The 18,700-nt window shown below is 64.2% G+C and carries 33 protein-coding genes; 6 read left to right on the top strand and 27 right to left on the bottom strand.

The window, feature by feature from the left end; genetic code table 11:
* The 4 genes from nifV to nifH all read right to left on the bottom strand — a co-directional run bounded on the left by nifV (position 1) and on the right by nifH (position 3,486).
* Positions 1-1,182, bottom strand: coding sequence for a homocitrate synthase (nifV, locus tag AX729_RS25435; RefSeq protein ID WP_245325376.1), 1,182 nt, complete (start codon positions 1,180-1,182; stop codon positions 1-3).
* A gap of 141 nt (positions 1,183-1,323) precedes the next feature.
* Positions 1,324-1,809 carry a Fur family transcriptional regulator Irr gene (irr, locus tag AX729_RS25430; protein ID WP_082770536.1) on the bottom strand — a complete coding sequence of 162 codons (486 nt, stop codon included), beginning with the start codon at positions 1,807-1,809 and terminating at the stop codon, positions 1,324-1,326.
* Between the two features lie 7 nt (positions 1,810-1,816).
* Positions 1,817-2,530, bottom strand: a complete 714-nt coding sequence (locus AX729_RS25425; RefSeq protein WP_082770532.1) for a nitrogen fixation protein NifQ — start codon at positions 2,528-2,530, stop codon at positions 1,817-1,819.
* A 65-nt stretch (positions 2,531-2,595) separates the two neighbouring features.
* Positions 2,596-3,486, bottom strand: coding sequence for a nitrogenase iron protein (gene nifH / locus AX729_RS25420; protein ID WP_061026969.1), 891 nt, complete (start codon positions 3,484-3,486; stop codon positions 2,596-2,598).
* A 392-nt stretch (positions 3,487-3,878) separates the two neighbouring features.
* On the opposite strand from nifH, the gene AX729_RS25415 reads away from it, so the two are divergent.
* Positions 3,879-4,313 carry a response regulator gene (locus tag AX729_RS25415; protein ID WP_061026943.1) on the top strand — a complete coding sequence of 145 codons (435 nt, stop codon included), beginning with the start codon at positions 3,879-3,881 and terminating at the stop codon, positions 4,311-4,313.
* 10 nt (positions 4,314-4,323) lie between these two features.
* The gene (locus tag AX729_RS25410; protein WP_061026942.1) at positions 4,324-4,734 is read left to right on the top strand and encodes an ArsC/Spx/MgsR family protein; all 411 of its coding nucleotides are present in this window, start codon (positions 4,324-4,326) and stop codon (positions 4,732-4,734) included.
* Positions 4,735-4,737: 3 nt separating this feature from the next.
* Here the strand turns inward: AX729_RS25410 and AX729_RS25405 are convergent, their stop codons facing one another.
* The 3 genes from AX729_RS25405 to AX729_RS25395 are packed head-to-tail and all read right to left on the bottom strand — an operon-like array spanning position 4,738 to position 5,675.
* Positions 4,738-5,091 (bottom strand): (2Fe-2S) ferredoxin domain-containing protein, encoded by a 354-nt coding sequence (locus tag AX729_RS25405; protein WP_061026941.1) that lies wholly within the window; start codon positions 5,089-5,091, stop codon positions 4,738-4,740.
* Positions 5,088-5,423, bottom strand: a complete 336-nt coding sequence (gene grxD, locus AX729_RS25400; RefSeq protein WP_061026940.1) for a Grx4 family monothiol glutaredoxin — start codon at positions 5,421-5,423, stop codon at positions 5,088-5,090. Before grxD ends, AX729_RS25405 begins: the two co-directional genes overlap by 4 nt.
* An 18-nt stretch (positions 5,424-5,441) precedes the next feature.
* The gene (locus AX729_RS25395) at positions 5,442-5,675 is read right to left on the bottom strand and encodes a BolA family protein (protein WP_061026939.1); all 234 of its coding nucleotides are present in this window, start codon (positions 5,673-5,675) and stop codon (positions 5,442-5,444) included.
* Between the two features lie 342 nt (positions 5,676-6,017).
* On the opposite strand from AX729_RS25395, the gene AX729_RS25390 reads away from it, so the two are divergent.
* From AX729_RS25390 to AX729_RS25375, 4 genes are read left to right on the top strand one after another with little or no spacing between them, the layout of a single operon-like run.
* Positions 6,018-6,497 carry a hypothetical protein gene (locus AX729_RS25390; RefSeq protein WP_061026967.1) on the top strand — a complete coding sequence of 160 codons (480 nt, stop codon included), beginning with the start codon at positions 6,018-6,020 and terminating at the stop codon, positions 6,495-6,497.
* Positions 6,498-6,504: 7 nt separating this feature from the next.
* Complete coding sequence (locus AX729_RS25385) at positions 6,505-6,834, top strand: iron-sulfur cluster assembly protein (RefSeq protein WP_061026968.1); 330 nt, start codon at positions 6,505-6,507, stop codon at positions 6,832-6,834.
* Positions 6,835-6,866: 32 nt separating this feature from the next.
* A complete protein-coding gene (locus tag AX729_RS25380; protein WP_061026938.1) occupies positions 6,867-7,634 on the top strand; it encodes a dienelactone hydrolase family protein in 768 nt (255 codons plus the stop codon).
* Between the two features lie 14 nt (positions 7,635-7,648).
* Positions 7,649-7,894 (top strand): hypothetical protein, encoded by a 246-nt coding sequence (locus AX729_RS25375; RefSeq protein ID WP_061026966.1) that lies wholly within the window; start codon positions 7,649-7,651, stop codon positions 7,892-7,894.
* A gap of 12 nt (positions 7,895-7,906) precedes the next feature.
* Here AX729_RS25375 and AX729_RS25370 read toward each other — a convergent pair whose 3' ends face one another.
* The 20 genes from AX729_RS25370 to AX729_RS25280 form a co-directional block, all read right to left on the bottom strand.
* Positions 7,907-8,335: a group II truncated hemoglobin gene (locus tag AX729_RS25370; protein WP_061026937.1), complete on the bottom strand. Its 429-nt coding sequence runs from the start codon at positions 8,333-8,335 to the stop codon at positions 7,907-7,909.
* A gap of 20 nt (positions 8,336-8,355) precedes the next feature.
* Complete coding sequence (locus AX729_RS40645; RefSeq protein WP_197433667.1) at positions 8,356-8,523, bottom strand: hypothetical protein; 168 nt, start codon at positions 8,521-8,523, stop codon at positions 8,356-8,358.
* Between the two features lie 11 nt (positions 8,524-8,534).
* Positions 8,535-8,984 (bottom strand): Rieske (2Fe-2S) protein, encoded by a 450-nt coding sequence (locus tag AX729_RS25365; protein WP_061026936.1) that lies wholly within the window; start codon positions 8,982-8,984, stop codon positions 8,535-8,537.
* 18 nt (positions 8,985-9,002) lie between these two features.
* Positions 9,003-9,224 carry a hypothetical protein gene (locus tag AX729_RS25360; protein ID WP_061026935.1) on the bottom strand — a complete coding sequence of 74 codons (222 nt, stop codon included), beginning with the start codon at positions 9,222-9,224 and terminating at the stop codon, positions 9,003-9,005.
* A 16-nt stretch (positions 9,225-9,240) separates the two neighbouring features.
* Entirely contained in the window at positions 9,241-9,549 is a 309-nt protein-coding gene (locus tag AX729_RS25355) for a 2Fe-2S iron-sulfur cluster-binding protein (protein WP_061026965.1), read from the bottom strand.
* Between the two features lie 33 nt (positions 9,550-9,582).
* Positions 9,583-10,791: a DegT/DnrJ/EryC1/StrS family aminotransferase gene (locus AX729_RS25350; protein WP_061026934.1), complete on the bottom strand. Its 1,209-nt coding sequence runs from the start codon at positions 10,789-10,791 to the stop codon at positions 9,583-9,585.
* Positions 10,788-11,057 (bottom strand): DUF6129 family protein, encoded by a 270-nt coding sequence (locus AX729_RS25345; protein WP_061026933.1) that lies wholly within the window; start codon positions 11,055-11,057, stop codon positions 10,788-10,790. Before AX729_RS25345 ends, AX729_RS25350 begins: the two co-directional genes overlap by 4 nt.
* Positions 11,058-11,071: 14 nt before the next feature.
* Positions 11,072-11,431 carry a DUF3024 domain-containing protein gene (locus tag AX729_RS25340; RefSeq protein WP_061026932.1) on the bottom strand — a complete coding sequence of 120 codons (360 nt, stop codon included), beginning with the start codon at positions 11,429-11,431 and terminating at the stop codon, positions 11,072-11,074.
* Positions 11,432-11,441: 10 nt separating this feature from the next.
* On the bottom strand, positions 11,442-11,681 hold the full coding sequence (locus tag AX729_RS25335; protein ID WP_061026964.1) for a nitrogen fixation protein NifZ: 240 nt from the start codon (positions 11,679-11,681) through the stop codon (positions 11,442-11,444).
* Positions 11,681-11,998, bottom strand: a complete 318-nt coding sequence (locus tag AX729_RS25330; RefSeq protein WP_061026931.1) for a nitrogen fixation protein NifZ — start codon at positions 11,996-11,998, stop codon at positions 11,681-11,683. The genes AX729_RS25335 and AX729_RS25330 overlap by 1 nt, the downstream gene beginning before the upstream one ends.
* Positions 11,995-12,768, bottom strand: coding sequence for a 4Fe4S-binding leucine-rich repeat protein (locus AX729_RS25325; protein WP_061026930.1), 774 nt, complete (start codon positions 12,766-12,768; stop codon positions 11,995-11,997). Before AX729_RS25325 ends, AX729_RS25330 begins: the two co-directional genes overlap by 4 nt.
* The gene (locus AX729_RS25320; RefSeq protein WP_061026929.1) at positions 12,761-13,294 is read right to left on the bottom strand and encodes a hypothetical protein; all 534 of its coding nucleotides are present in this window, start codon (positions 13,292-13,294) and stop codon (positions 12,761-12,763) included. Before AX729_RS25320 ends, AX729_RS25325 begins: the two co-directional genes overlap by 8 nt.
* Before the next feature lie 10 nt (positions 13,295-13,304).
* On the bottom strand, positions 13,305-13,613 hold the full coding sequence (locus AX729_RS25315; RefSeq protein ID WP_061026928.1) for a HesB/IscA family protein: 309 nt from the start codon (positions 13,611-13,613) through the stop codon (positions 13,305-13,307).
* Between the two features lie 14 nt (positions 13,614-13,627).
* Positions 13,628-13,852, bottom strand: a complete 225-nt coding sequence (locus AX729_RS25310; protein WP_025037807.1) for a 4Fe-4S binding protein — start codon at positions 13,850-13,852, stop codon at positions 13,628-13,630.
* A gap of 10 nt (positions 13,853-13,862) precedes the next feature.
* On the bottom strand, positions 13,863-15,425 hold the full coding sequence (gene nifB, locus AX729_RS25305; protein WP_061026927.1) for a nitrogenase cofactor biosynthesis protein NifB: 1,563 nt from the start codon (positions 15,423-15,425) through the stop codon (positions 13,863-13,865).
* A 302-nt stretch (positions 15,426-15,727) separates the two neighbouring features.
* A complete protein-coding gene (locus AX729_RS25300) occupies positions 15,728-16,594 on the bottom strand; it encodes an SIR2 family NAD-dependent protein deacylase (protein ID WP_061026963.1) in 867 nt (288 codons plus the stop codon).
* Positions 16,594-16,815: a putative nitrogen fixation protein NifT gene (nifT, locus tag AX729_RS25295; protein ID WP_061026926.1), complete on the bottom strand. Its 222-nt coding sequence runs from the start codon at positions 16,813-16,815 to the stop codon at positions 16,594-16,596. The genes AX729_RS25300 and nifT overlap by 1 nt, the downstream gene beginning before the upstream one ends.
* Entirely contained in the window at positions 16,812-18,008 is a 1,197-nt protein-coding gene (gene nifS / locus AX729_RS25290) for a cysteine desulfurase NifS (protein WP_061026925.1), read from the bottom strand. The genes nifT and nifS overlap by 4 nt, the downstream gene beginning before the upstream one ends.
* 13 nt (positions 18,009-18,021) lie before the next feature.
* On the bottom strand, positions 18,022-18,315 hold the full coding sequence (locus tag AX729_RS25285) for a NifU family protein (RefSeq protein ID WP_061026924.1): 294 nt from the start codon (positions 18,313-18,315) through the stop codon (positions 18,022-18,024).
* Positions 18,316-18,353: 38 nt separating this feature from the next.
* The gene (locus AX729_RS25280) at positions 18,354-18,674 is read right to left on the bottom strand and encodes an iron-sulfur cluster assembly accessory protein (RefSeq protein ID WP_061026923.1); all 321 of its coding nucleotides are present in this window, start codon (positions 18,672-18,674) and stop codon (positions 18,354-18,356) included.
* Positions 18,675-18,700: the final 26 nt, after the last annotated feature.

The following is an 18,700-nucleotide window of genomic DNA, read 5'->3' as shown; positions in this document are numbered from 1 at the left end:
TCACGCGCAATTCAGGAGCGAGCGCTCGCGCACCTCGCGCCAGATCGCCGTCACCGTCTCGCGCGCAACGGCGCCCTTGTGCTCGACGGCGTGCTGGCGGACGCGGGCGAGAACGGACTTGGCTTCCTCCGTGCTGACGGACAGCTGGAGCTCGGCCAGCAGCGCGGTGATCGCCGCGAGCCCTGAATGCTTGCCAATCACGATGCGGTTGGAGCGGCCGAGCAGCCGCGGATCCAGCGCCTGATAGGTACGCTGATCCTTCAAGAGGCCATCGACGTGAATCCCGGATTCGTGGGTAAAGACGTGCTCGCCGACGATCGCCTTGTTCAGAGGGATGGCGCGCGCGGCCGCGGCCGCGACCACGGATGCAACATGCTCCAGCTCGGACAGCACCACGCCGGTCTCGCGGCCGTAGAGCTGCCTGAGCGCGACGGCGACCTCCTCCAGCGGCGCGTTGCCCGCCCGTTCACCGAGACCGATCACCGTGACGGAGGCATGGGTCGCACCGGCCTTGATTGCGGCAAGCGTGTTGGCGGTCGCAAGACCCAGATCGTCGTGACCGTGAAATTCGAGCTCGAGATCGGTGGTCGAACGAAGTGCTGCCAGCAACGCAAAGGCGGCGTCAGGATCGAGCACGCTCAAGGTGTCCGCAATGCGGAAACGCCGTGCGCCCGCGGCCTTTGCGGTGGCGATCAGCTCAACCAGGAAATCGACATCGGCGCGCGAGGAATCCTCGCCGCCGACCGCGACGTCGAGGCCCCTGTCGCGGGCGTAGCCGACCACCCGCCTCACCTGCTCCAGCGCCGCCGGCCGTCCGCCGCCGAGCTTGGCGGCGATCTGCACGTCGGAGGCAGGGATCGATACATTCACCATGGAGACGCCGGCCTCGATCGCTGCATCGACGTCAGACGTCCGCATCCGGCACCAGCCGATCGCGGTCGCAGGCAAGTCTGCCTCGACGATGGCCCGGATCGCGCTCACCTCGTCATGGCCCATGGCGGGCGTGCCGGCTTCGATCTCGGTAACGCCGGCCGAGGCCAATGCGCGCGCAATCGAGACTTTTTCCGCGGTGGTGAACGCGACGCCCGGCGCCTGTTCGCCGTCCCGCAGCGTGGTGTCGTTGAGGACGACGAGCGGAAGCTGACCGCCATCCAGTCGTTTCATCGGGTTGGAAAACACCATCCGCGCACTCCAGTCATTCATTCCGATCAAGAGTTCAGCAACCTGCATGCCATTGTCGGAACAATCGCCAAGCAATTGGGATTCCACGACTTCTCGGCGCCGCCCGCTTTGTCGCAAATGCGACAGGCCCAGACAGGCTTGTCAGGTGTCGGCGGACTTGCGGCGGACGTGAATGATGATGTCGAGCCGCGAGATCTCGTGGCCCGGCAAAGGCTCGGGCATCTGCGCAAGGACGAGCGTCTCGGGCACGTCGATCAGGACATCCTCGCCGTGAAGGTAGAAATGCGGATGCACCGAGGTGTTGGTGTCGAAGAACGACCGCGAGCCATCCGGTCCGATTCGGCGCAACAGCCCGGCCTGGGTGAACTGGTTCAGCGTGTTGTAGACGGTCGCCAGCGACAGCTGGATGTTAGCCTCTGCCGATTCGGCAAAGAGCATTTCCGCGGTGACGTGACGGTGTCCCTGGCCGAACAACAAATCTGCCAATAGCAGGCGCTGGCGCGTCGGCCGCAGGCCAGCGTCGCGCAACCGCTGGAACGTGGAGCATCCACCGTCCCGGAGCACGTGGCACGCCGGTGGCCCTGCGTCCGCCACGTCGACAAGAGAGCTTTCGGAATACGCGTCCATGATCACCTCACGCCGATCGGTCGGCATCGACCCGATCGCTGTCGCCCCGCAAATAGTCCCGCCGGCGCTCGGCCATGCGGCTCTCGCCGTTCTCCTCGCCAAAACAGAGGTCGAAATCGTTGCACTGCGTGCAGACCGGCGTCGTGCACATCACGAAGCCATCGTCCTCACAGAGCATGCGGTAGAAGAAGCGCTTCCAGCGCATATTCCCGGTGTTGCGGACCGCCAGCGGTGCGAAATGACGTGTCAGGAGGCGTGACAGCTCGGGGCGTTCGCGCAGCCCGAGATCTTCCCAGAGGTGGTTTGGCTCCATCGCACGCCGCGCCACCATCGCCGCGAGCCAGCGACCGACATCGCCTTCGGTCGAACGCTGAGTGAGCAGGAGATCGCGCACCATGGCCGTCTCGTCGTCGACGCTCGCGTCGCGCCCGCCTGTCCAGGCAAACGCCCGGGCCGGCACGGATGGGAAACACTGCGCCAGGAGCGCATCGAGGTCCCGTTCGGGCAGGCCGACCCGCTCCGCGATCGGACCGCCGTCCATGACAGCTGCCGCCAGGACCGAAGCGAGCACGTGTCGATCGAAATCGTCGTCGTCACCAATGTCGGCTTCGGCCGGTTCGCTGCCGGTCAAGACGCGATAAACTTCTATTCCGGCATGCGTGCCATCGGCGATGGGGCCCGCCGGCGATGTCGTTCCGATCATCACTTGCGCTTCAATCATGGAGGGGCTCCGCCGGTGATGCCGAAACGTGCCGGCCTCCCCGTTCAGGAAGGCCGGCACGATGGTCAGGCCGACATTGCCGCGAGCTCGGCAGCGGTCTTGCCGACGACGGTCTCGTCGACCGGCTTCATGATGCCGTGCTCCATCAGCATGTCCTCGAGCTCGTCCATCGTGATCGGGGTCGGGATGATACCCTTGCCTGCGTTGTTGTGGATCTTGTGCGCAAGCTTGCGATAGTGCTCGGCCTGCTGAGACTCCGGCGCATATTCCAGCACCGTCATGCGGCGCAGTTCCGCGTGCTGGACGATGTTGTCGCGCGGCACGAAGTAGATCAGCTGGGTGCCGAGCTTCTTGGCCATGGCCTCCGCCAGCTCCAGCTCCTTGTCGGTCTGCCGTTCATTGCAGACCAGGCCGCCGAGACGAACGCCGCCGGAATTGGCGTACTTCAAGATGCCCTTGGAGATGTTGTTGGCGGCGTACATCGCCATCATCTCGCCGGACATCACGATGTAGATCTCCTGCGCCTTGTTCTCGCGGATCGGCATCGCAAAGCCGCCGCAGACGACGTCGCCGAGCACGTCGTAGGACACGTAGTCGATGTCCTCATAGGCGCCGTTCTCTTCCAGGAAGTTGATCGAGGTGATGACGCCGCGGCCGGCGCAGCCGACGCCCGGCTCCGGCCCGCCCGACTCGACGCAGCGAATGTCCCTGTAGCCGACCTTCATGACGTCCTCGATCTCGAGGTCCTCGACACTGCCGGCGTTGGCCGCGAGGCTCAGAATGGTGTCCTGCGCCTTGGCGTGCAGGATCAGGCGGGTCGAGTCCGCCTTGGGATCGCAGCCGACGATCAGTATCTTGTGACCCATCTCGGCAAGCGCCGCGAGCGTGTTCTGCGACGTCGTCGATTTTCCGATACCACCCTTGCCGTAAAACGCGATTTGTCTCAGTGAAGACATGTTGCTCTCCATCAACCGATTGCCAATGACTCCGCGCTACTCGCGCGAGATTGCTTCTCTCTCAGAAGCGTGGGCCCGCGGGGTTCGGGAAGGAAAACATCGCTCGCCAGCGGCGTCGGCGTGTTCTCAGCCCTCACTCGTTGTTGCTGCATCCAAATAGCAACTGGCGTGCCATTCGCGGCGCGCTCACTAAGACGCTGATCGCGCTCGCGAAATATTTCGCCCCAGGCAGCCGACAGAAGCTGTGTCGAACCCTACAGAGGTAGGGCCTCTGTCAGAAACCGGACAAGGATCGCGGCGCTTGCGGTGCAAGCGCACCGCGATTTCCGCGGCGAGCACGCGGAACGGAAATTGCTAATCCACGAGGCGAAACAATTCGAGGAGAATGACGGATGCAGATCGGTGTCGAGACGGCCAAGGCAGTCGACCAGCGGCGCGTGTTCGTGGTCGACGAGGACGAGATCACCCGCGCAGCGCTTCAGTTCATGCTGCACGACGAGATCGAGACGCATGAGCTCGCCACTCCGGAGGAGGCCTATGAGAAGGGCGTGGAATGGCTGAAGCCCGACGTCGTGCTGCTTGGCGTCTCCTTCCTGAAGGCTCGCGGCCCTGCTCTGATCGGCGAGCTCGGCGCGAGGTTTCCGGGTGTGCGCATTCTCGTCGTCACCGACAAATCCGACGAGACCACCGCGGTCGAAGCGATGAAGGCCGGTGCCCATGGCGCCGTGGTGAAACCGCTGACGCTGGAAGGCGTCCGCAAGAAGGTGGACACCATCCTCGGGCGTGGCGGCGCTGCGCCCCTGGTCCAGCTCAGCATGATGAAATAGGAGCGCCCGCGTGGCGACCATCCTGTTTTACCAGAAGCCCGGTTGCGGGACCAACGCTCGGCAGATTCGCGCGCTGGATGCGGCAGGTCATGAGGTGATCGCGAAGAGCCTGCTCACCGAGCCGTGGACGGCAGAGCGTCTGCTCGCCTTCTTCGGTGCGACGCCCGTCACGTCCTGGTTCAACCCGGCCGCGCCGCGGATCAAATCCGGTGAGGTGAAGCCGGCAGAGATCGACGCAGCAGATGCAATCGCCTTGATGCTGGACGATCCCCTGCTGATCCGGCGTCCGCTGATCGACGTTGACGGCGCCAGATGCGCCGGCTTCGACCGCGAGCCGGTCCCATCCCTGCTCGGCGGCGAGCGAAGTGACCTCGAGGGCTGCACACGACCGGAGGCAATGCCGCATTGCGCAGAGCCGTGAGGCTCAACTCCGCGCCAGCACCATCACCAGGCGGTCGACGCGCCGGCCCTGCGCGAGGTGCTGCTCGACAATCTCGTCGATGTCCTCCGGCGTCGTCGGCCGATACCAGACGCCGTCGGGGTACACGACCATCAGTGGACCGGCGGCGCAGAAGCCGAGACAGCCCGATGCGGTGAAGCCGACGTCAGTCAGCCCCTTCGCTTCAATGGCCTTGCCGAGCCGCTCCCACAGCGGCCCGCCGCCTGACGCTCCGCAGCTTCCGCGCGGATGGCTGGGAGGCCGCTGGGTGTGGCAGGCGAAGACGTGATGGCGATAGAGCTGCGGAAGCTCGAACTCCTCCGTCATTCCGTCGCTCATGACGCCGCCACCGCAACGCCCTTGTCGTTCAGCACTGCGGCCAGCTCACCCAGCTTGAACATCTCGCGCACGATGTCGCAGCCGCCGAGAAACTCGCCCTTGACGTAGAGCTGGGGAATGGTCGGCCAGTTCGAGAACGATTTGATGCCCTCGCGGATGTCGGGATCGGCGAGCACGTTGATGCCGGTGAAGGGCACGCCGAGGCCGTTCAGGATCTGCACGACGGCGCCTGAGAAGCCGCATTGCGGCGCAGCTGGAACACCCTTCATGAACAGCACGACGTCGCTGCCTGCGATGATGTCCCTGATGCGTTGTTCGGTCGGTTCGCTCATGCTTCTATCCTTCCATATTCACGTCGGCACCGCCGTTTCGAGCGCGAGCGCATGCAGCGCCTCGCCCATCTGTCCCTTCAAGGCGGCGTAGACCATCTGGTGCTGCTGGATCCGACTCTTGCCGGCAAACGCCTGCGAGACGACGCGCGCGCCGTAGTGATCGCCGTCGCCGGCGAGATCGGTCACGATCACATGAGCGTCCGGAAACGCCTCCCTGATCAATTGCTCGATCTCCGGTCCTGCCATCGCCATGTCGCACACTCCTGCTCTGCGCCTGGTCCATGCAAACGCCAAACCAGTTTCGGAACATGTGTGTTCAGAGGGACTTGCGTGCCCGGCGCCGCCGCGATGTCCGACTTGCGACAACTCCGCCGGCATGCATGTCGATGACGTGACGAACGCCGACGGCCTCGCTCCGAACACTTGCGACGATGCCTCGCAGCGCCTCGAAACGATGCGCCTTTCGCGGCGTTTCTTATTCGGCCCGGCTTTTGCTTTGCAAGGTTGCATCCGTATTCCGATACGCCAGAAGAGGAACTCGAATTGTCTCGCACAGACTCCAGCAGATTGAGCGATCAGCGCCCAATCCCAATGATGGCGAACGTGCTCGTCGATTCCGACGGCATCAATTTCGGCGAGCTCGCGCCCGAGATCGACACGCTTCTCCAGCAAGGCGTGGTGAGCTACCGGCACGACCCTCTCGAGGCCGATCGGATCTTCCGCAAGGCCCTGGATGCAGCCCCGACCGAGCTCGCAGTCTATTTTTGCCTCTACAAAACCCACACCTATCGCGGGCGTCTCGACGAGGCCCAGAGAATCGCCGAGCGCGGGCTGCGCGAGGCCGCTCACCAGGCCGGCTGGAACCCCGATTGGCGTCGCTGGCAGCCGCAGGCCGAGCTGCCGGACGGCGCCGGCCGCTTCGCGCTCTATACGTTGAAGGCGCTCGCCTTCATCCATCTTCGCAAGGACGAACGACAGCAGGCTCACGAACTGCTGGCAGCCCTGCGTCAACTTGACCCGACGGGGACGGTCGGCTGGTCGGTCGTTGCGGCACTCGCCGAGGGACTTCAGTGAGGTGGCGATGACGACCACAGAGCTTGCCGACAACGAGACGCTGATCGCGGGTATCATCGCCGCGCTGCGGACGGTTCACGATCCCGAAATCCCCGTAAACATCTATGACCTCGGCCTGATCTACCGGATCGAGCCGAAGCACGACGGCCTGGTCGAGATCGACATGACGCTGACCGCGCCGGGCTGTCCGGTCGCGGGCGAAATGCTGTCGTGGGTGGAGAAGGCTGTCATCGAGATCGGCGGCATCGAGAAAGTCGCGGTGCAGCTGGTGTTCGATCCACCCTGGGACTCATCGCGGATGACCGACGACCTCAAGCTCGAGCTCGGCCTGCTCTAGCGGAACAACCAGAGACCCATCAGGAGGATACAATGATCGAACTGACGGCCAGCGACGGAGCGAGCTTCTCCGCCTATCGTGCCGATCCCGCCGAAGCGCCCAAGGGCGCCGTGGTCGTCCTCCAGGACGTCTTCGGTGTCACGCCCGAGATCCAGAAGATTGCCGATGCATTCGCTGCCAAGGGCTACGTAGCGATCGCGCCCTCCCTGTTCGACCGGGTGAAGCCGGGCGTCAGCCTCGGTCACGACCAGGACGGCAAGGCCGAGGGAGCCGCGATCAGCGCGCAGATCGCCAAGGAGCAGGCGATCTCGGATATCCAGGCGACGGTCGACGCTGTGAAGGACACCGGCAAGGTGGCGCTCGTTGGCTATTGCTGGGGCGGCGACCTCGCCTATTCCGCGGCGAACAAGGTCAACGGCATTGCCTGCGTGATCGGCTATGATGGCAGCAACGCGGTCGCCGACTATCGCGAAAAGCGCAAGGTGCCGACCCTCTTGCACTTCTGCGAAAGCGATCCTGAGCTGTCGCTGGAGGCCATCACCCAATTCCGCGCCTGGCGCCCCGACGTCAGCGCTTTCACCTATCCGGAGGCAGCCCAGGGCTTCGGCTGCGAGCAGCGCGGCAGTTTTCGCGAGGACGCGGCGGCGAAGGCGCTGGAACGGACCCTGTTCTGGATCTCGCAATATGTCGAGGGACAGAAGCCGATCCTGTTGAAGAATGCCGGCGCCTACGCCCAGGCCAAGACCGAGAAGAAGAAAAAGAAGAAGGAAAACGACGATCTCGGACCGCCGATGGATTGAAGGAGTCCAGCGCGATGATGCCGACGACGATTCTCATTGACGATGCGCCGCGCTGCGTCGTGCGGCCGACCGATACCAAGGACCTCAATCGTTTCATCCGCAACGGCAAGACCTTCCTGCTGGCCGAGAAACCGGAGGGCAAGATCACACACCGCCTGGCAAATGATATCGAGATCGGCAAGTGGCAGAGCGGCCTTGCCCTGCACAAGGCGTGGGGCGGCGCCGAGGAGGAGTTCTTTGGACTGCCGCTGTCGGACTGACGCTGCGTCCCCTCAGCCGTGCCCGCCGCGCGCATCGTGCGGATTGCCGGCCTGATTGCGCATCCAGTCGGCGAGCTTGGTGAGCGCGGCATCGAGCTCTGCCCGCGCCGCTTCGTCGGCGACCGTCTCCACCAGCGCGCCGCGCATGCACAGCAGCCAGGCGTCGCGCTCGGCGCTACCGATCGGGAAACCGATGTGACGCTGACGCAGCCGCGGGTGGCCCTTCTCCGGCGAATAGAGCTTTGGCCCGCCGGTCCATTCGGTGAGGTATCGCTTCAGCACCTGCCTGGTCGACGTCAGGTCGTCCGCATGCATGGCGCGGATGCCGGCGGCTTCGGGGAGCGCGTCCATCCGGCGATAGAAGCTTTCCACCAGGCGGTCGATGACAACCGGCCCGCCGATCCGCTCGAACATTGAAACAGTGACCGCCGTATCGCTCATGCCGATGCCTTCTGTTGTACCTACTCGTCCATGCTCGGCGACAGGATAACCTCCGCCGGCGCGCCGGGGCCTTGATCGGCGACAAATTCCAGCGTGGAGACGCGCGACAGTCCGTCGCCGCTGTCCATCAGCACCACGGCGTCCCCCGGGAGATCCTTGAGGCGATCGAGCAATTGCGCGACGGTCACGCCCTGCCCTCCTAATCCGGGTGGATCATGATGTCCATGGTCTCGTCATGGTCGTCGAAGGCGCCGAACGGACGGTCGTCCTCGACCAGCCGCTCGCCGCACAAGCAGACCTCGCCGTCGACCACGGCAAGCGCGATGGGCTCGAGGTTCTTGCCGTTGCAGGGGCCGTCGATGCAGAGCCCGCTGTCGATCTCGAACGTGGCGCCGTGGCGACCGCATTTCAGGAACGCGCGGTCCTGCGTGAAGAAATCGCCACTGCCGATGTTGAGCCAGACACCGTCATGCGGACAGGCATTGACGTACCCGACATAGTCGTTGCCGTGGGTCCGGATCACGACGATCGGGAACGGCCGGGTTTCGCCGGACGCGTCGAAACGCGACAGGCTGAACGCCCTCGCGCCGCCGCGTTCGATCTCGTCGCTGGCGCAGATGACGAAGACGTCGATCTCTCTCGCTCCCATCGTCACTCCTCCAGCTGGTCAGGCCGCCGGCGTGGCCGCCTGCCTCAGCGCCGTCAGCTCTTCCCGTGTCAGCCGGAACACACCCCGGCCGCCGGCAAGCGTCTGATAGACGTCGCCGGCCTTGTCGCTGAGAAAGTTGAACCAGGCCTGCGGCGTGAGGCCCTCGGGCCGCTCGCTGATCTCAACCACGGTACCGTTCGGCGCAAAACGCGTGTGAAGAATGAGCTTCTGCGTATCCATCGTCCTGCTCCCGCGCTCAGATGCCCGACGAGAAGCCGAGGAGCTCGATCTTGACGTCCTCCGTGCCGAGCACCGTGGCTTGGCAGGCGAGGCGCGACTTCGATCCGACGCCGACAATGGTGTCGAGCTTCTCGTTTTCGAGGCGCGCGATCTTCGACAGCCCCTTGCGCCCCTCCTGCACGAAGATGTGGCAGGAGCCACATTTCGCCTGACCTTCGCATTTGTGCGGGATCGCGATTTCGGCGCCGAGCAGCGCGGCCAGAAGTGTCGTTCCCTCGGAAACTTCGATGGTCTTTCCTGCGGGCAGAACGGTCAGTGTGGTCATGGTCGTCATCCTCTTTCGTTGGTGATCGGCTCTTCAGTAGATCGCCGCGCCTGCGCCCACATTGATCGAGGCGTCCTTCATGGTCTCGACGATGAATTCGATCTGGCTATCTGTCAGATGGGTATGGAACGGCAGCGCGAGAGCGCGATCCGCGATCTTCTCGGTCACCAGCAGGTCGCCGCGCCGGTAGCCGAGATCGAAATAGTGTCGCTGCAAATGCAGCGGATGGCTGTAGGCCGCAGCCTCTACCTGCTCGACCCGGAGATCCTCGGAAATGGCATCCCGGCTGGAGCGGGTGAAACGTGTACCGAGATGCACGAGATAGAGGAACCAGTTCACCTCGGTCACATCGGGACCGACATAGGGCGGCTTGATGCCTTCGAACGATTGGACATGCGTCGCATAGAGCTGCTCGACCAGCCGGCGACGCTCGATGATCTCGTCGATGCGCCTGAGCTGGGCCAGCCCAAGCGCTGCCGCGAGATCGCTGATCGCGGCCTGATGGGCCGCCGTCGAGCTCACGACAACGGAGGATCGCTCGTTCAGCCGATGTGAGCGGTGACGTCGCAAGGTCACGGCAAGATCGATGTCGTCGGTGACGATCATGCCGCCCTCGCCGCAGGTCAGCAGCGAGGGCTGTGCGAAATCGAACACGGCGATGTCGCCGAAGCTGCCGACCAACCTGCCCTTGTAGCGCGAGCCGATCGCCTCGGTGGAATCCTCCAGCAGGAGAATGCCGTGCCGGCCCGCAATGTCGCGGAGCTCCGACCAGGGCGCCGGATGGCCGTTGGTGTTGGCTGCAAGAATGGCCCGCGTACCGGGAGTGATGCGCTCTTCCACCTTCTGCGGCGCCAGCGTCCCCGACCAGTAGTCGATGTCGGCGAACACGGGCCGTGCGCCGGCGAGGCTGATCGCATGCGCGGTCTCGCGGAAAGAATAGGACGAGGCGATGACCTCGTCGCCTGCGCCGATGCCGTAAGCCTTGAGCGCGAGCATGAGGCCAATGGTGCCGCTCGGCACCGCGATCGCATAGGCACGACCGACATAGCTCGCAAATGCCGCCTCGAACTCTTCCGCGACCGGACCGCTGGACAGCCGCGGCGAGCGCAGGACGGCGTCCACCGCCGCGATCTCCGCCAGCGTAACGTCGGGGTCGGAGAGCGGAATGAAGTCATGGCCAGCCGCGACCGCGAGTTCGTCCGTCTCCGCAACGCCGTCATAGGCGAGAGCAGGTTCCGTCATGACGCGACTGCCCGCTTCGCCAGCACGATGCCGGTCGCGCGTGCCGGATCGTCGGTGATCGCGGCGCAATGATCGGCGCTGTCGAGCAGATGCAGGTCGAACGCCCCAAAGCTGCGGTATGGCGTCTCCGTCACGTCGGAGGCGTCGCAACGGATACAGGCAAGATTGGGGAATCTTTGCCGCAGCTCGACATAAGCCTGTGGCGCCGCATCCGAGGATGCCAGCACCTGCTCGATTTCAGCCAGTTCGATTGCTGCCAGCGACATCTTTCCAACTCCCGCTATTGCCAGAACACGCGCTCGGGATCGGCGTTCAGGACCTCCGTCGCCGACACGAGCCGCTGATGCACGCCGTGCAGCTTCCAGGACCCGGTCTCGTGATCCTTCCGGAACAGCTTCCAGCTTGCGCCCGCCGCGTCGTAATGCAGGAGCGCGACGTCGATGACGCCGCCCTCGGCATCGATGTTCCGCGAGCAGCACGGACTCTCCACGAGATACCCGCCGGTCACGCCCTTCACCACCGGCGAGACATAGCGATAGCGCTTGCGCGATCCGAGTGCGCGCTCGATCCGCCTGCGATCGAGCTCGTTGGGATGCGGGGGCAAGTGCATGTCCGGCTGTCTGAGCACCGCGGCGTTCATAGTGACATCCCTAGAGCGGACTGATTTCTTCCTCGAGGCAGCCGACCACCAGCCGCTCGCCGAACTCGACGAGGTAGATCGGCAGGTTGGCATCGGTATGCCTGCCGACCTGGACGATTTCCCCGGTGCCGCCGACGCGGACGAGGAGACCTTCGGCCGGCGCATCCGGAAACGAGCCGTCATTGTGCAGGTCCACCGCCGCCTTCACGCGCTGGCCCCATTGATACTTCGGCAATCTGGGTTCGATCATCATGACACGGTCTCCGGCAGTGGAATGTCCTCGACCGCGTCGCGCGGGGTGACGGGGTCAAGCTCCTTGCGCTTCATCCCGACGCGGTTGCCGCTTTCGAGGAATTCGACGCCATAGATGTAGAACTGCTGGAGGAAGGTGCCGATCGAGACCACGTAACCAATCTCGCCCTTCTTCGCGAGGATGTCGCCGATCTCCTTGCCGGCATAGGTGCCGTCGTTGCGGATGGTGCGCTTGGCGCGCACCTTTTCGCCGAAGCTGAAGAAAGGAGGCGCCGACAGCTCGACCACGTCGCTGTCGCGGACGATATTGCTCATAGGGAGGCTCCCGTTCCTCGTTCCAGCCGCACCGCGACCCGCGACCGCGCGATTTCGCGCACCAGGCCGTCCTGGTCCTCGACGAGCCCCATGATCTCGCCGGCCGCAGCACGGCTCGCAACCTCGTAGCGGATGCGCCAATCCGGATCGCGGCGCATCAGTGCCAGCAGTTCCGGCGACAGGCGCTGCGCGACGTCGAGCCGAACGGCGGCGTCGCGGTCGTTGATCATGCCGAGCAGCCATTCGTCCGGAATGCGCCGGGCCACGACGCGGCGAACCTCCGCCTCCTCGTCGCCGATCATCCGGCCGAGCAGCAGCGGCGCGAGCCTGCGCGCAACGACGAGACGGACGTAATAGTCATCGTCGGAGGCCATCGGCAGCAGATCATCGCCGTCGATCAGTGTCGCGACCCGCATCCGGACCTCGCGGTGCGAGTCCTTGCGCAATTGCAGCGCATAGCGCCTGGGCAGGCGGCGAACGGCGTTCCAGCGTACCGTCTCGTCGACGTCGCCAAGCAACGGCGGAAGCAGGAACAGATTCGCAGACTTTGCGGCGATCGCGCGAACCTCGAAATGCGGATGGCCGAGATAGGCGTCGGCGAGGCCCGGATTCCAGTTGAAGAAACGATCGATGCGGCGCGCGTAGCGATCGTTGACACACGCACGCTTGATCCGACAGCCGCCGGCTTGGTTGAGCGCCAGATGGGCGCAGGATGTGCAATCGATCTGCTGGCTCTGCCAATCGAGGGCCTCGTCGATGTCATCACTCATCGTCGCTCCCCTTCCGCTCGAGCACGCCCAGCAGCACTCTGGCGCCGATCTTGTCGGTGGGATCGAGCTCCAGGAGCTTCTGGACCGCGAGCCGCCCCTCCTCGGTCTCGCCAAGGCGCATCTGCAAATAGGCGTAGCCCTTCAGCGAGAACAGAAAGAAGCGCGGCAGGATGTTCTCGTAGCGGCCAAACTCGGCATCGCCAGCCCGCACGGAGCGCCAATCGGCGGGAAGATTGTTCTCCTGCGCCGCCTTGAGCAGGCAGCGACGGGCGACAGCGAGCGCCTCGGCGAGACGGCCCTTGTAGAAATAGAATCGATAGAGGCCGATCAGCACAGCGGCGTGGTCGGGCGCCAGCGCCTCGGCTTCACGCAAATGACGCTCCGCGATGTCGTCCAGGTGATAGGAGAGACCGGCTTCCCACAAATGATGTTCCGCCTCGCTCGGCAGCCCGCGCCCGAGCAAGGCGCCGGTGACGAGCGCCTCGTTGATCTCGACCTGCGGGCTGACAAACGTGTCGGGCATCATTGTCGCCTGTTCAGTGATGTCCGCAGGAAACCTGCTTCGGATCGTGGAACACGAGCCCGGTCTGGGTCGCCGTATCCGCGAAATCGATGGTGACGCCGTCGAGCAGCAGGCGGCTCTCGGCGGGCAGGAACAGCTTGACGCCGTCACGCTCGACCACCGCGTCGCCGGCCTGCGGTTCAGTGCGCACGCTGATGTCGGCGGCAAGGCCGGAGCAGCCGCCGGGGCTGACCGCGAGGCGGAAGCCGCTGCCCGCTCCGCCGTCGACGCGGAGCATCATGCGCATGAACTTCTGCGCCGCCGGTGTGATCGTGAAGTTCATCTCCTTTTCCTCCCTCAAGCAGGCGCCTGATAGCGCGGCAGCGACGTATCGATGACGCAGGTATTGTCGACCGGGCAGACCGCCACACATTGCGGTTCGTCGAAATGACCCAGGCACTCCGTACACTTCTTCGGATCGATCACGAACGTCCCGCCCTTTTCGCGGATCGCGACATTCGGGCATTCCGGCTCGCAGGCCGAGCAGCTCGTGCACTGCGAGGCGATGATCTTGAACGGCATCGGTCCCTCCTCAAGCCGCCGAGATCAGCGCGCCCTGGCGGATGGCGGCATCGCCGCGCTCCACATGCTCGATCTCGCCGCTGTTGACCCTATCGAGATAGGCCTTGAACCAGGCGATCGCGGACTTCTCGATGAACTCGTGGGCATATTGATCGACCGGCTCGATCCCGGCTTTGATCAGATCACCCTTCGGGCACCCGCCGATCTTGGCGACGAAGACCGCATGGCAATCGTTGATGGCACGGATGATGGTTTCGAGACTGTCCTCCTCGCCGTACCCGCCTTGGCAGTAGAGATCGACGCGGCGATGACCGACGAATTTGGCACCGGCCGTGGAGAGCTCGTAGACCTGGAATTCCTTGGCGTGGCCGAAATGCTCGTTGATCAAGCCGGAGCCCTTGGTCGCGACCGCAGCCAGCACCTTGATGTCGCTGGAGGCGCCGGCGAGCTCGGCGAGCTCCTCCTGCTTGGCGGCGACTTTGGCGACACGCTCCTCCTCGACCTTGGCCTGGTAGGCCTTGCGGGTGTCGGCGTCGTAGTTCACCTCCATCGCCATGATCTTCTCGGTGGTGAACTCGGCGCTGCGGTCCTCGCCGAGCAGGCCGACGGCGTCGGCGCGGCACTGGCGGCAGTGCCGCATCATGTTCATTTCGCCTTCGCAAGAATCCTGCAACGCCTTCAGTTCCTGCGCGCTCGGACCGCGCTGGCCGTTCAGACCGAACACGGTGCCGTGCTCGGGCGCGGAAATCAGCGGCATGATGTTGTGCAGGAAGGCGCCGCGCGACTTCACGGCCCTGTTGACCTCGACCAGGTGCTGGTCGTTGATGCCGGGGATCATCACCGAGTTGATCTTGCAGAGGATGCCGCGCTCGGTGAGCATCTCCAGGCCCTGCAGCTGCCGATCGGTGAGGATCTTGGCGGCCTCGTAGCCGGTGTAGCGCTTGTGCTTGTAGAAGATCCAGGGATAGATCTTCGCGCCGATCTCGGGATCGACCATGTTGATGGTGATGGTGACGTGGTCGACATTGTACTTCGCGATGGTGTCGACGTGATCGGGCAGCATGAGACCGTTGGTCGACAGGCACAGCTTGATATCGGGCGCCGTGTTGTAGATCAGCTCGAAGGTCTTGAAGGTCTTTTCCGGATTGGCGAGGGGATCGCCGGGGCCAGCAATGCCGAGTACGGTCATCTGCGGAATGGTGGAGGCGACGGCCAGCACCTTCTTGGCGGCCTGCTCGGGCGTCAGCTTCTCGCTGACGACGCCAGGGCGCGATTCATTGGCGCAATCGTACTTGCGATTGCAGTAATTGCACTGGATGTTGCAAGCTGGGGCGACCGCGACATGCATCCGCGCGTAATGATGATGCGCCTCTTCGCTATAGCAGGGATGGTTCTTCACCTTCTCCCAGATCTCGGTCGGCAGATCGCCCTGCCCGGCCTGCGATCCGCAGCTCGCCTTGCCGCTACCGCCACTGGTGCCGCAGCCCTTGTGCTCGGCGATGGCCTGCATGATCTCACCGACATCGGCACCGTTGCCATTGCTGCTCGCGTCGTGTTGCGCTGAAACGTCCATGTGGTCAGTTCTCCTTGCAGGCCGAACGGATTTTGCGGGACTCGGATTTCGAGAAGCGTCCTAAGAGTGGTTCTAGAAAGGTATTAGCAACCCGCATGCCACCGTCGCGCCGGCGACATTCTTGTCTTGCTTCAAGGAGTTAGCGCTCGTGCGGAAGAATGTCGGGTTGCCAACGCATGTTGGAAAGGTGACAGATGTCGTTAGGTTCGCGGTGATGCCTGATGACGACAGGCGCCTTGCAAACGCGTTCGGCCCCGCTCCCGGAGGGAAGAAGGGACGACAGTTCGCAAACGGCCGGTGTCTCAACCCGCCAGCACGATCTCTATGGCGCGCGGGAGCGGGATGGCGAGCGGGGTCAGTCCCTGGCTCACCAGGAAGCGCAGTTCGTTCTTCGACAGCGCGTCCGGCTCGACGACTGCATAGTGCGTGTCCGCGGAGCGCTTCGACACCTGTCGCGCATAGGTGCGCAGGAGCTGATCGTTGAAGCGACAGCCGAGGAACAGGAAGCTCCGGCCCGTGCGCCGCGCCTTCACCTCGTCCGGGATCGGCGTCTGGATGTCGATCTCGGTCAAGACCTCGACATAGTCAGCGTCGGAGATCAGAAAGTTCTTCGCCGGCGCGACGCTGCCGTGGGGCTTGTAGAGGATGGTGGTCCAGTCCTTGGCCCGGGCGCGGTCGACCTCCTGGCCGGTGGCATCGTAAAACCGGTACCAGCGATCCTCGCCGATGCCGGCGCGAGTGATGCCCTGGATCTCGCCCCAGTCGTCCCGACCGGCCAGCGCCGTGCGCATCGCGCCATCGTACCAGCTATCGACGATCAGGGGGAGCGGCAGCGTGGCGAGATACCGATGCAACGATGTCGGCGCGACCGGCGTCGCAAAGGCCTCCGACATCAGGGCCGTCACGGTGGCGCGATGCCGCGTGCTCTCGATGTGCTGCGCCGCGGCCCAGGCGTTGCCCCTGGCCCGCCGCGGCAGCGCAACCTTGCTACCGAGAAATGCCGCGAGACCTTCCGGGTTCATCGGCACGCTTGGCGCGGACAGCTCGGTCACGCCAGTTCCAAGATAGGGAATGACGCTGCCACTACGAAGCCGCCCGACAACCTCGCGGAAAATCGCCTCGGCATCGGCCGGATTGGCGAACTCGATCTGCGGGACCGGCGCGTTCATCACTCGTCTCCCTCGCCGCCACGCTTCTTGGCGTTGATCGTGATCGGCAGGTTGGTATCGGCAGCCATCTGCGGCAGATCGAGCACCCAGCCGTTCGCGATCCGGATCCAGCCGCCCCACAACGTCTCGTGCTCGGCTTCGACTATCGGCTCCTCGAGATCCTTCTTCGGCACGTAGATCGACAGGCCGGTCTCCGGGGAACGGCGAATCATGACTTTCATAGGCTCATCTCCGCAGGACGAGAGGTGTCGCTCGCGCGCCCTTGCCACGACGGAGACAATGCTCTCAGTTTCGATAGGATGTCCGGCAATGCGTGCAGGACACGGTCGATCTCGTCGCCGGTGGTTTCGCGCGACAGGGAAAAGCGGATCGCGCCGCGCAACGACGCGGCCGGCACGTTCATCGCACGCAGCACATGCGAGGGCTCCATCGATCCGGAGGCGCAGGCCGATCCCAGCGAGGCGGCAATGCCGGCGCGGTTCAGATGATGGATGATGGCTTCGCCCTCGACATGCTCGAAGGCGATGTTCGAGGTGTTCGGCAGCCGGCTCTTGATGTCGCCCAGCACCATGCAATGGCCGAGCCGCAGGATGCCCTGCTCCATCCGGTCGCGCAACGCGGCGATCTGCGCCCGCTCCTGCTCCAATGTCACTACTGCAAGCTCGGCTGCCCTGCCGAGACCGACGATCCCGGGAACGTTTTCGGTGCCGGCGCGGCGGCGGCGTTCCTGAGGACCACCCAGAAGCAGCGGTTTGAATTTCGTTCCCTTGCGCACATAGAGCGCTCCAATGCCCTTGGGACCGTGCAGCTTGTGGCCGGAGAGCGAGAGCATGTCGATCTCGCTGGTCTTGAGATCGATCGGAAGTCGTCCGACGGCCTGCACCGCATCGGTATGAAACAGCGCGCCAGCCGAGCGCGCCATCTTGGCCAGAAACTCGACCGGGAAGACCGTGCCGGTCTCGTTGTTGGCCCACATCACGGACGCGATCGCGGTACGCGGTCCCAACGCGCGCCGAAAGGCCTCGATGTCCAGGCGGCCACGTGTATCCACGGGGATGAGATGGCTTTTGATACCGCGGCCGCCCAGCTCTTCGACCAGCGACAGCACGGCGGGATGCTCCACGGCGGTGGTGACGATCTCGTCCCGTCCTTCCTGAGTGGCGAGCGCTGACAGGATCGCCGCATTGTCCGACTCCGTGCCACCTGAGGTGAAGACGATCTCGTGGTCAAAGGCGGCGCCGATCAGCGCCTGCACGCTGCGCCGCGCCTCCTTCACCGCCCCGGCAACGTCGTTACCGAAGGCGTGCACTGAGGACGCGTTGCCGAACTGGTCGGAGAAGAATGGCAGCATCGCCGCGACGACTGAGGGATCCGTGCGGGTCGTCGCGTTATTGTCGAGGTAGATCGGCCGCACGGAACCCCTCTCCTCAATGGCGCGCTTTGACAGCTCCGGCGACGGGAATCAGGCGAACGAACTCGCCGAGCCGTTCGATCAACCGGGCCTGAATACCCTCGAGGGTCGCGCTCGCCAGCTTGCAGAACACGCAGGCTCCGGTGAGCCTGACCATGATCTTGTTGCCATCGATCTCGAGCAGCTCGCAATCGCCGCCGTCGCGCTTGAGATTGGGCCGGATCTCGTCGAGCACGGCGCGAACGACGCGTTCACGTTCATTGGGTTCAGCGGCTGGCAACTGGTTTTGGTGTTCGGATTCGACGAGCATTTCGCATCTTTCTCTTGCAGATCGACGACGGTCGCGACTTAGCTGAACGATTTGCCGCAGGAGCAGCTCGACTTCGCGTTGGGATTGTCGAAGGTGAAGCCAGAGCCCTCCAGCGCCACGACGAAGTCGATCGTGGTGCCATTGAGATGCTCGTGGCTTTGGCTGTCCACGAAAACCTTGACGCCGCCACGCTCGATGACGGTGTCATCGGGCTTGGCTTCTTCGGCGAGGCCCATCATGTATTTGAAGCCGGCGCAGCCGCCGGTTTCGACCATGATACGCAAGCCGCTCGTCGGCTGCGCCGCCGAGGAGATCGCGGTCTTCACCGCGTTCACCGCGCTGTCTGTCAGGTTGATCATCGGTCGCCCTCGCTATCTGGGTCTGC

The sequence above is a fragment of the Bradyrhizobium sp. CCH5-F6 genome (assembly GCF_001556045.1).
Classification (GTDB): Bacteria; Pseudomonadota; Alphaproteobacteria; order Rhizobiales; family Xanthobacteraceae; genus Bradyrhizobium.
The sequence above is the reverse complement of the archived record's forward strand: the minus strand, read 5'-3'. Positions and strand labels throughout refer to the sequence as shown.

Bases quoted from the DNA above. Each gene is read 5' to 3' on its own strand.
- AX729_RS25350 (WP_061026934.1), bottom strand. From the start codon at position 10,791: ATGACGGAACCTGCTCTCGCCTATGACGGCGTTGCGGAGACGGACGAA.
- AX729_RS25405 (WP_061026941.1), bottom strand. From the start codon at position 5,091: ATGAGCGACGGAATGACGGAGGAGTTCGAGCTTCCGCAGCTCTATCGC.
- nifV (WP_245325376.1), bottom strand. From the start codon at position 1,182: ATGGTGTTTTCCAACCCGATGAAACGACTGGATGGCGGTCAGCTTCCG.
- AX729_RS25375 (WP_061026966.1), top strand. From the start codon at position 7,649: ATGATGCCGACGACGATTCTCATTGACGATGCGCCGCGCTGCGTCGTG.
- AX729_RS25335 (WP_061026964.1), bottom strand. From the start codon at position 11,681: ATGATCGAACCCAGATTGCCGAAGTATCAATGGGGCCAGCGCGTGAAG.
- irr (WP_082770536.1), bottom strand. From the start codon at position 1,809: ATGGACGCGTATTCCGAAAGCTCTCTTGTCGACGTGGCGGACGCAGGG.
- AX729_RS25285 (WP_061026924.1), bottom strand. From the start codon at position 18,315: ATGCTCGTCGAATCCGAACACCAAAACCAGTTGCCAGCCGCTGAACCC.
- AX729_RS25385 (WP_061026968.1), top strand. From the start codon at position 6,505: ATGACGACCACAGAGCTTGCCGACAACGAGACGCTGATCGCGGGTATC.
- grxD (WP_061026940.1), bottom strand. From the start codon at position 5,423: ATGAGCGAACCGACCGAACAACGCATCAGGGACATCATCGCAGGCAGC.
- AX729_RS25355 (WP_061026965.1), bottom strand. From the start codon at position 9,549: ATGACCACACTGACCGTTCTGCCCGCAGGAAAGACCATCGAAGTTTCC.
- AX729_RS25325 (WP_061026930.1), bottom strand. From the start codon at position 12,768: ATGAGTGATGACATCGACGAGGCCCTCGATTGGCAGAGCCAGCAGATC.
- AX729_RS25310 (WP_025037807.1), bottom strand. From the start codon at position 13,852: ATGCCGTTCAAGATCATCGCCTCGCAGTGCACGAGCTGCTCGGCCTGC.
- AX729_RS25380 (WP_061026938.1), top strand. From the start codon at position 6,867: ATGATCGAACTGACGGCCAGCGACGGAGCGAGCTTCTCCGCCTATCGT.
- nifB (WP_061026927.1), bottom strand. From the start codon at position 15,425: ATGGACGTTTCAGCGCAACACGACGCGAGCAGCAATGGCAACGGTGCC.
- AX729_RS25300 (WP_061026963.1), bottom strand. From the start codon at position 16,594: ATGAACGCGCCGGTCCCGCAGATCGAGTTCGCCAATCCGGCCGATGCC.
- AX729_RS25280 (WP_061026923.1), bottom strand. From the start codon at position 18,674: ATGATCAACCTGACAGACAGCGCGGTGAACGCGGTGAAGACCGCGATC.
- AX729_RS25370 (WP_061026937.1), bottom strand. From the start codon at position 8,335: ATGAGCGATACGGCGGTCACTGTTTCAATGTTCGAGCGGATCGGCGGG.
- AX729_RS25360 (WP_061026935.1), bottom strand. From the start codon at position 9,224: ATGGATACGCAGAAGCTCATTCTTCACACGCGTTTTGCGCCGAACGGT.
- AX729_RS25315 (WP_061026928.1), bottom strand. From the start codon at position 13,613: ATGAACTTCACGATCACACCGGCGGCGCAGAAGTTCATGCGCATGATG.
- AX729_RS25330 (WP_061026931.1), bottom strand. From the start codon at position 11,998: ATGAGCAATATCGTCCGCGACAGCGACGTGGTCGAGCTGTCGGCGCCT.
- AX729_RS25340 (WP_061026932.1), bottom strand. From the start codon at position 11,431: ATGAACGCCGCGGTGCTCAGACAGCCGGACATGCACTTGCCCCCGCAT.
- nifH (WP_061026969.1), bottom strand. From the start codon at position 3,486: ATGTCTTCACTGAGACAAATCGCGTTTTACGGCAAGGGTGGTATCGGA.
- AX729_RS25320 (WP_061026929.1), bottom strand. From the start codon at position 13,294: ATGATGCCCGACACGTTTGTCAGCCCGCAGGTCGAGATCAACGAGGCG.
- AX729_RS25365 (WP_061026936.1), bottom strand. From the start codon at position 8,984: ATGGGAGCGAGAGAGATCGACGTCTTCGTCATCTGCGCCAGCGACGAG.
- AX729_RS25415 (WP_061026943.1), top strand. From the start codon at position 3,879: ATGCAGATCGGTGTCGAGACGGCCAAGGCAGTCGACCAGCGGCGCGTG.
- AX729_RS25390 (WP_061026967.1), top strand. From the start codon at position 6,018: ATGGCGAACGTGCTCGTCGATTCCGACGGCATCAATTTCGGCGAGCTC.
- AX729_RS25425 (WP_082770532.1), bottom strand. From the start codon at position 2,530: ATGATTGAAGCGCAAGTGATGATCGGAACGACATCGCCGGCGGGCCCC.
- nifT (WP_061026926.1), bottom strand. From the start codon at position 16,815: ATGAAAGTCATGATTCGCCGTTCCCCGGAGACCGGCCTGTCGATCTAC.
- AX729_RS25395 (WP_061026939.1), bottom strand. From the start codon at position 5,675: ATGGCGATGGCAGGACCGGAGATCGAGCAATTGATCAGGGAGGCGTTT.
- AX729_RS25345 (WP_061026933.1), bottom strand. From the start codon at position 11,057: ATGTCGCTGGCAGCAATCGAACTGGCTGAAATCGAGCAGGTGCTGGCA.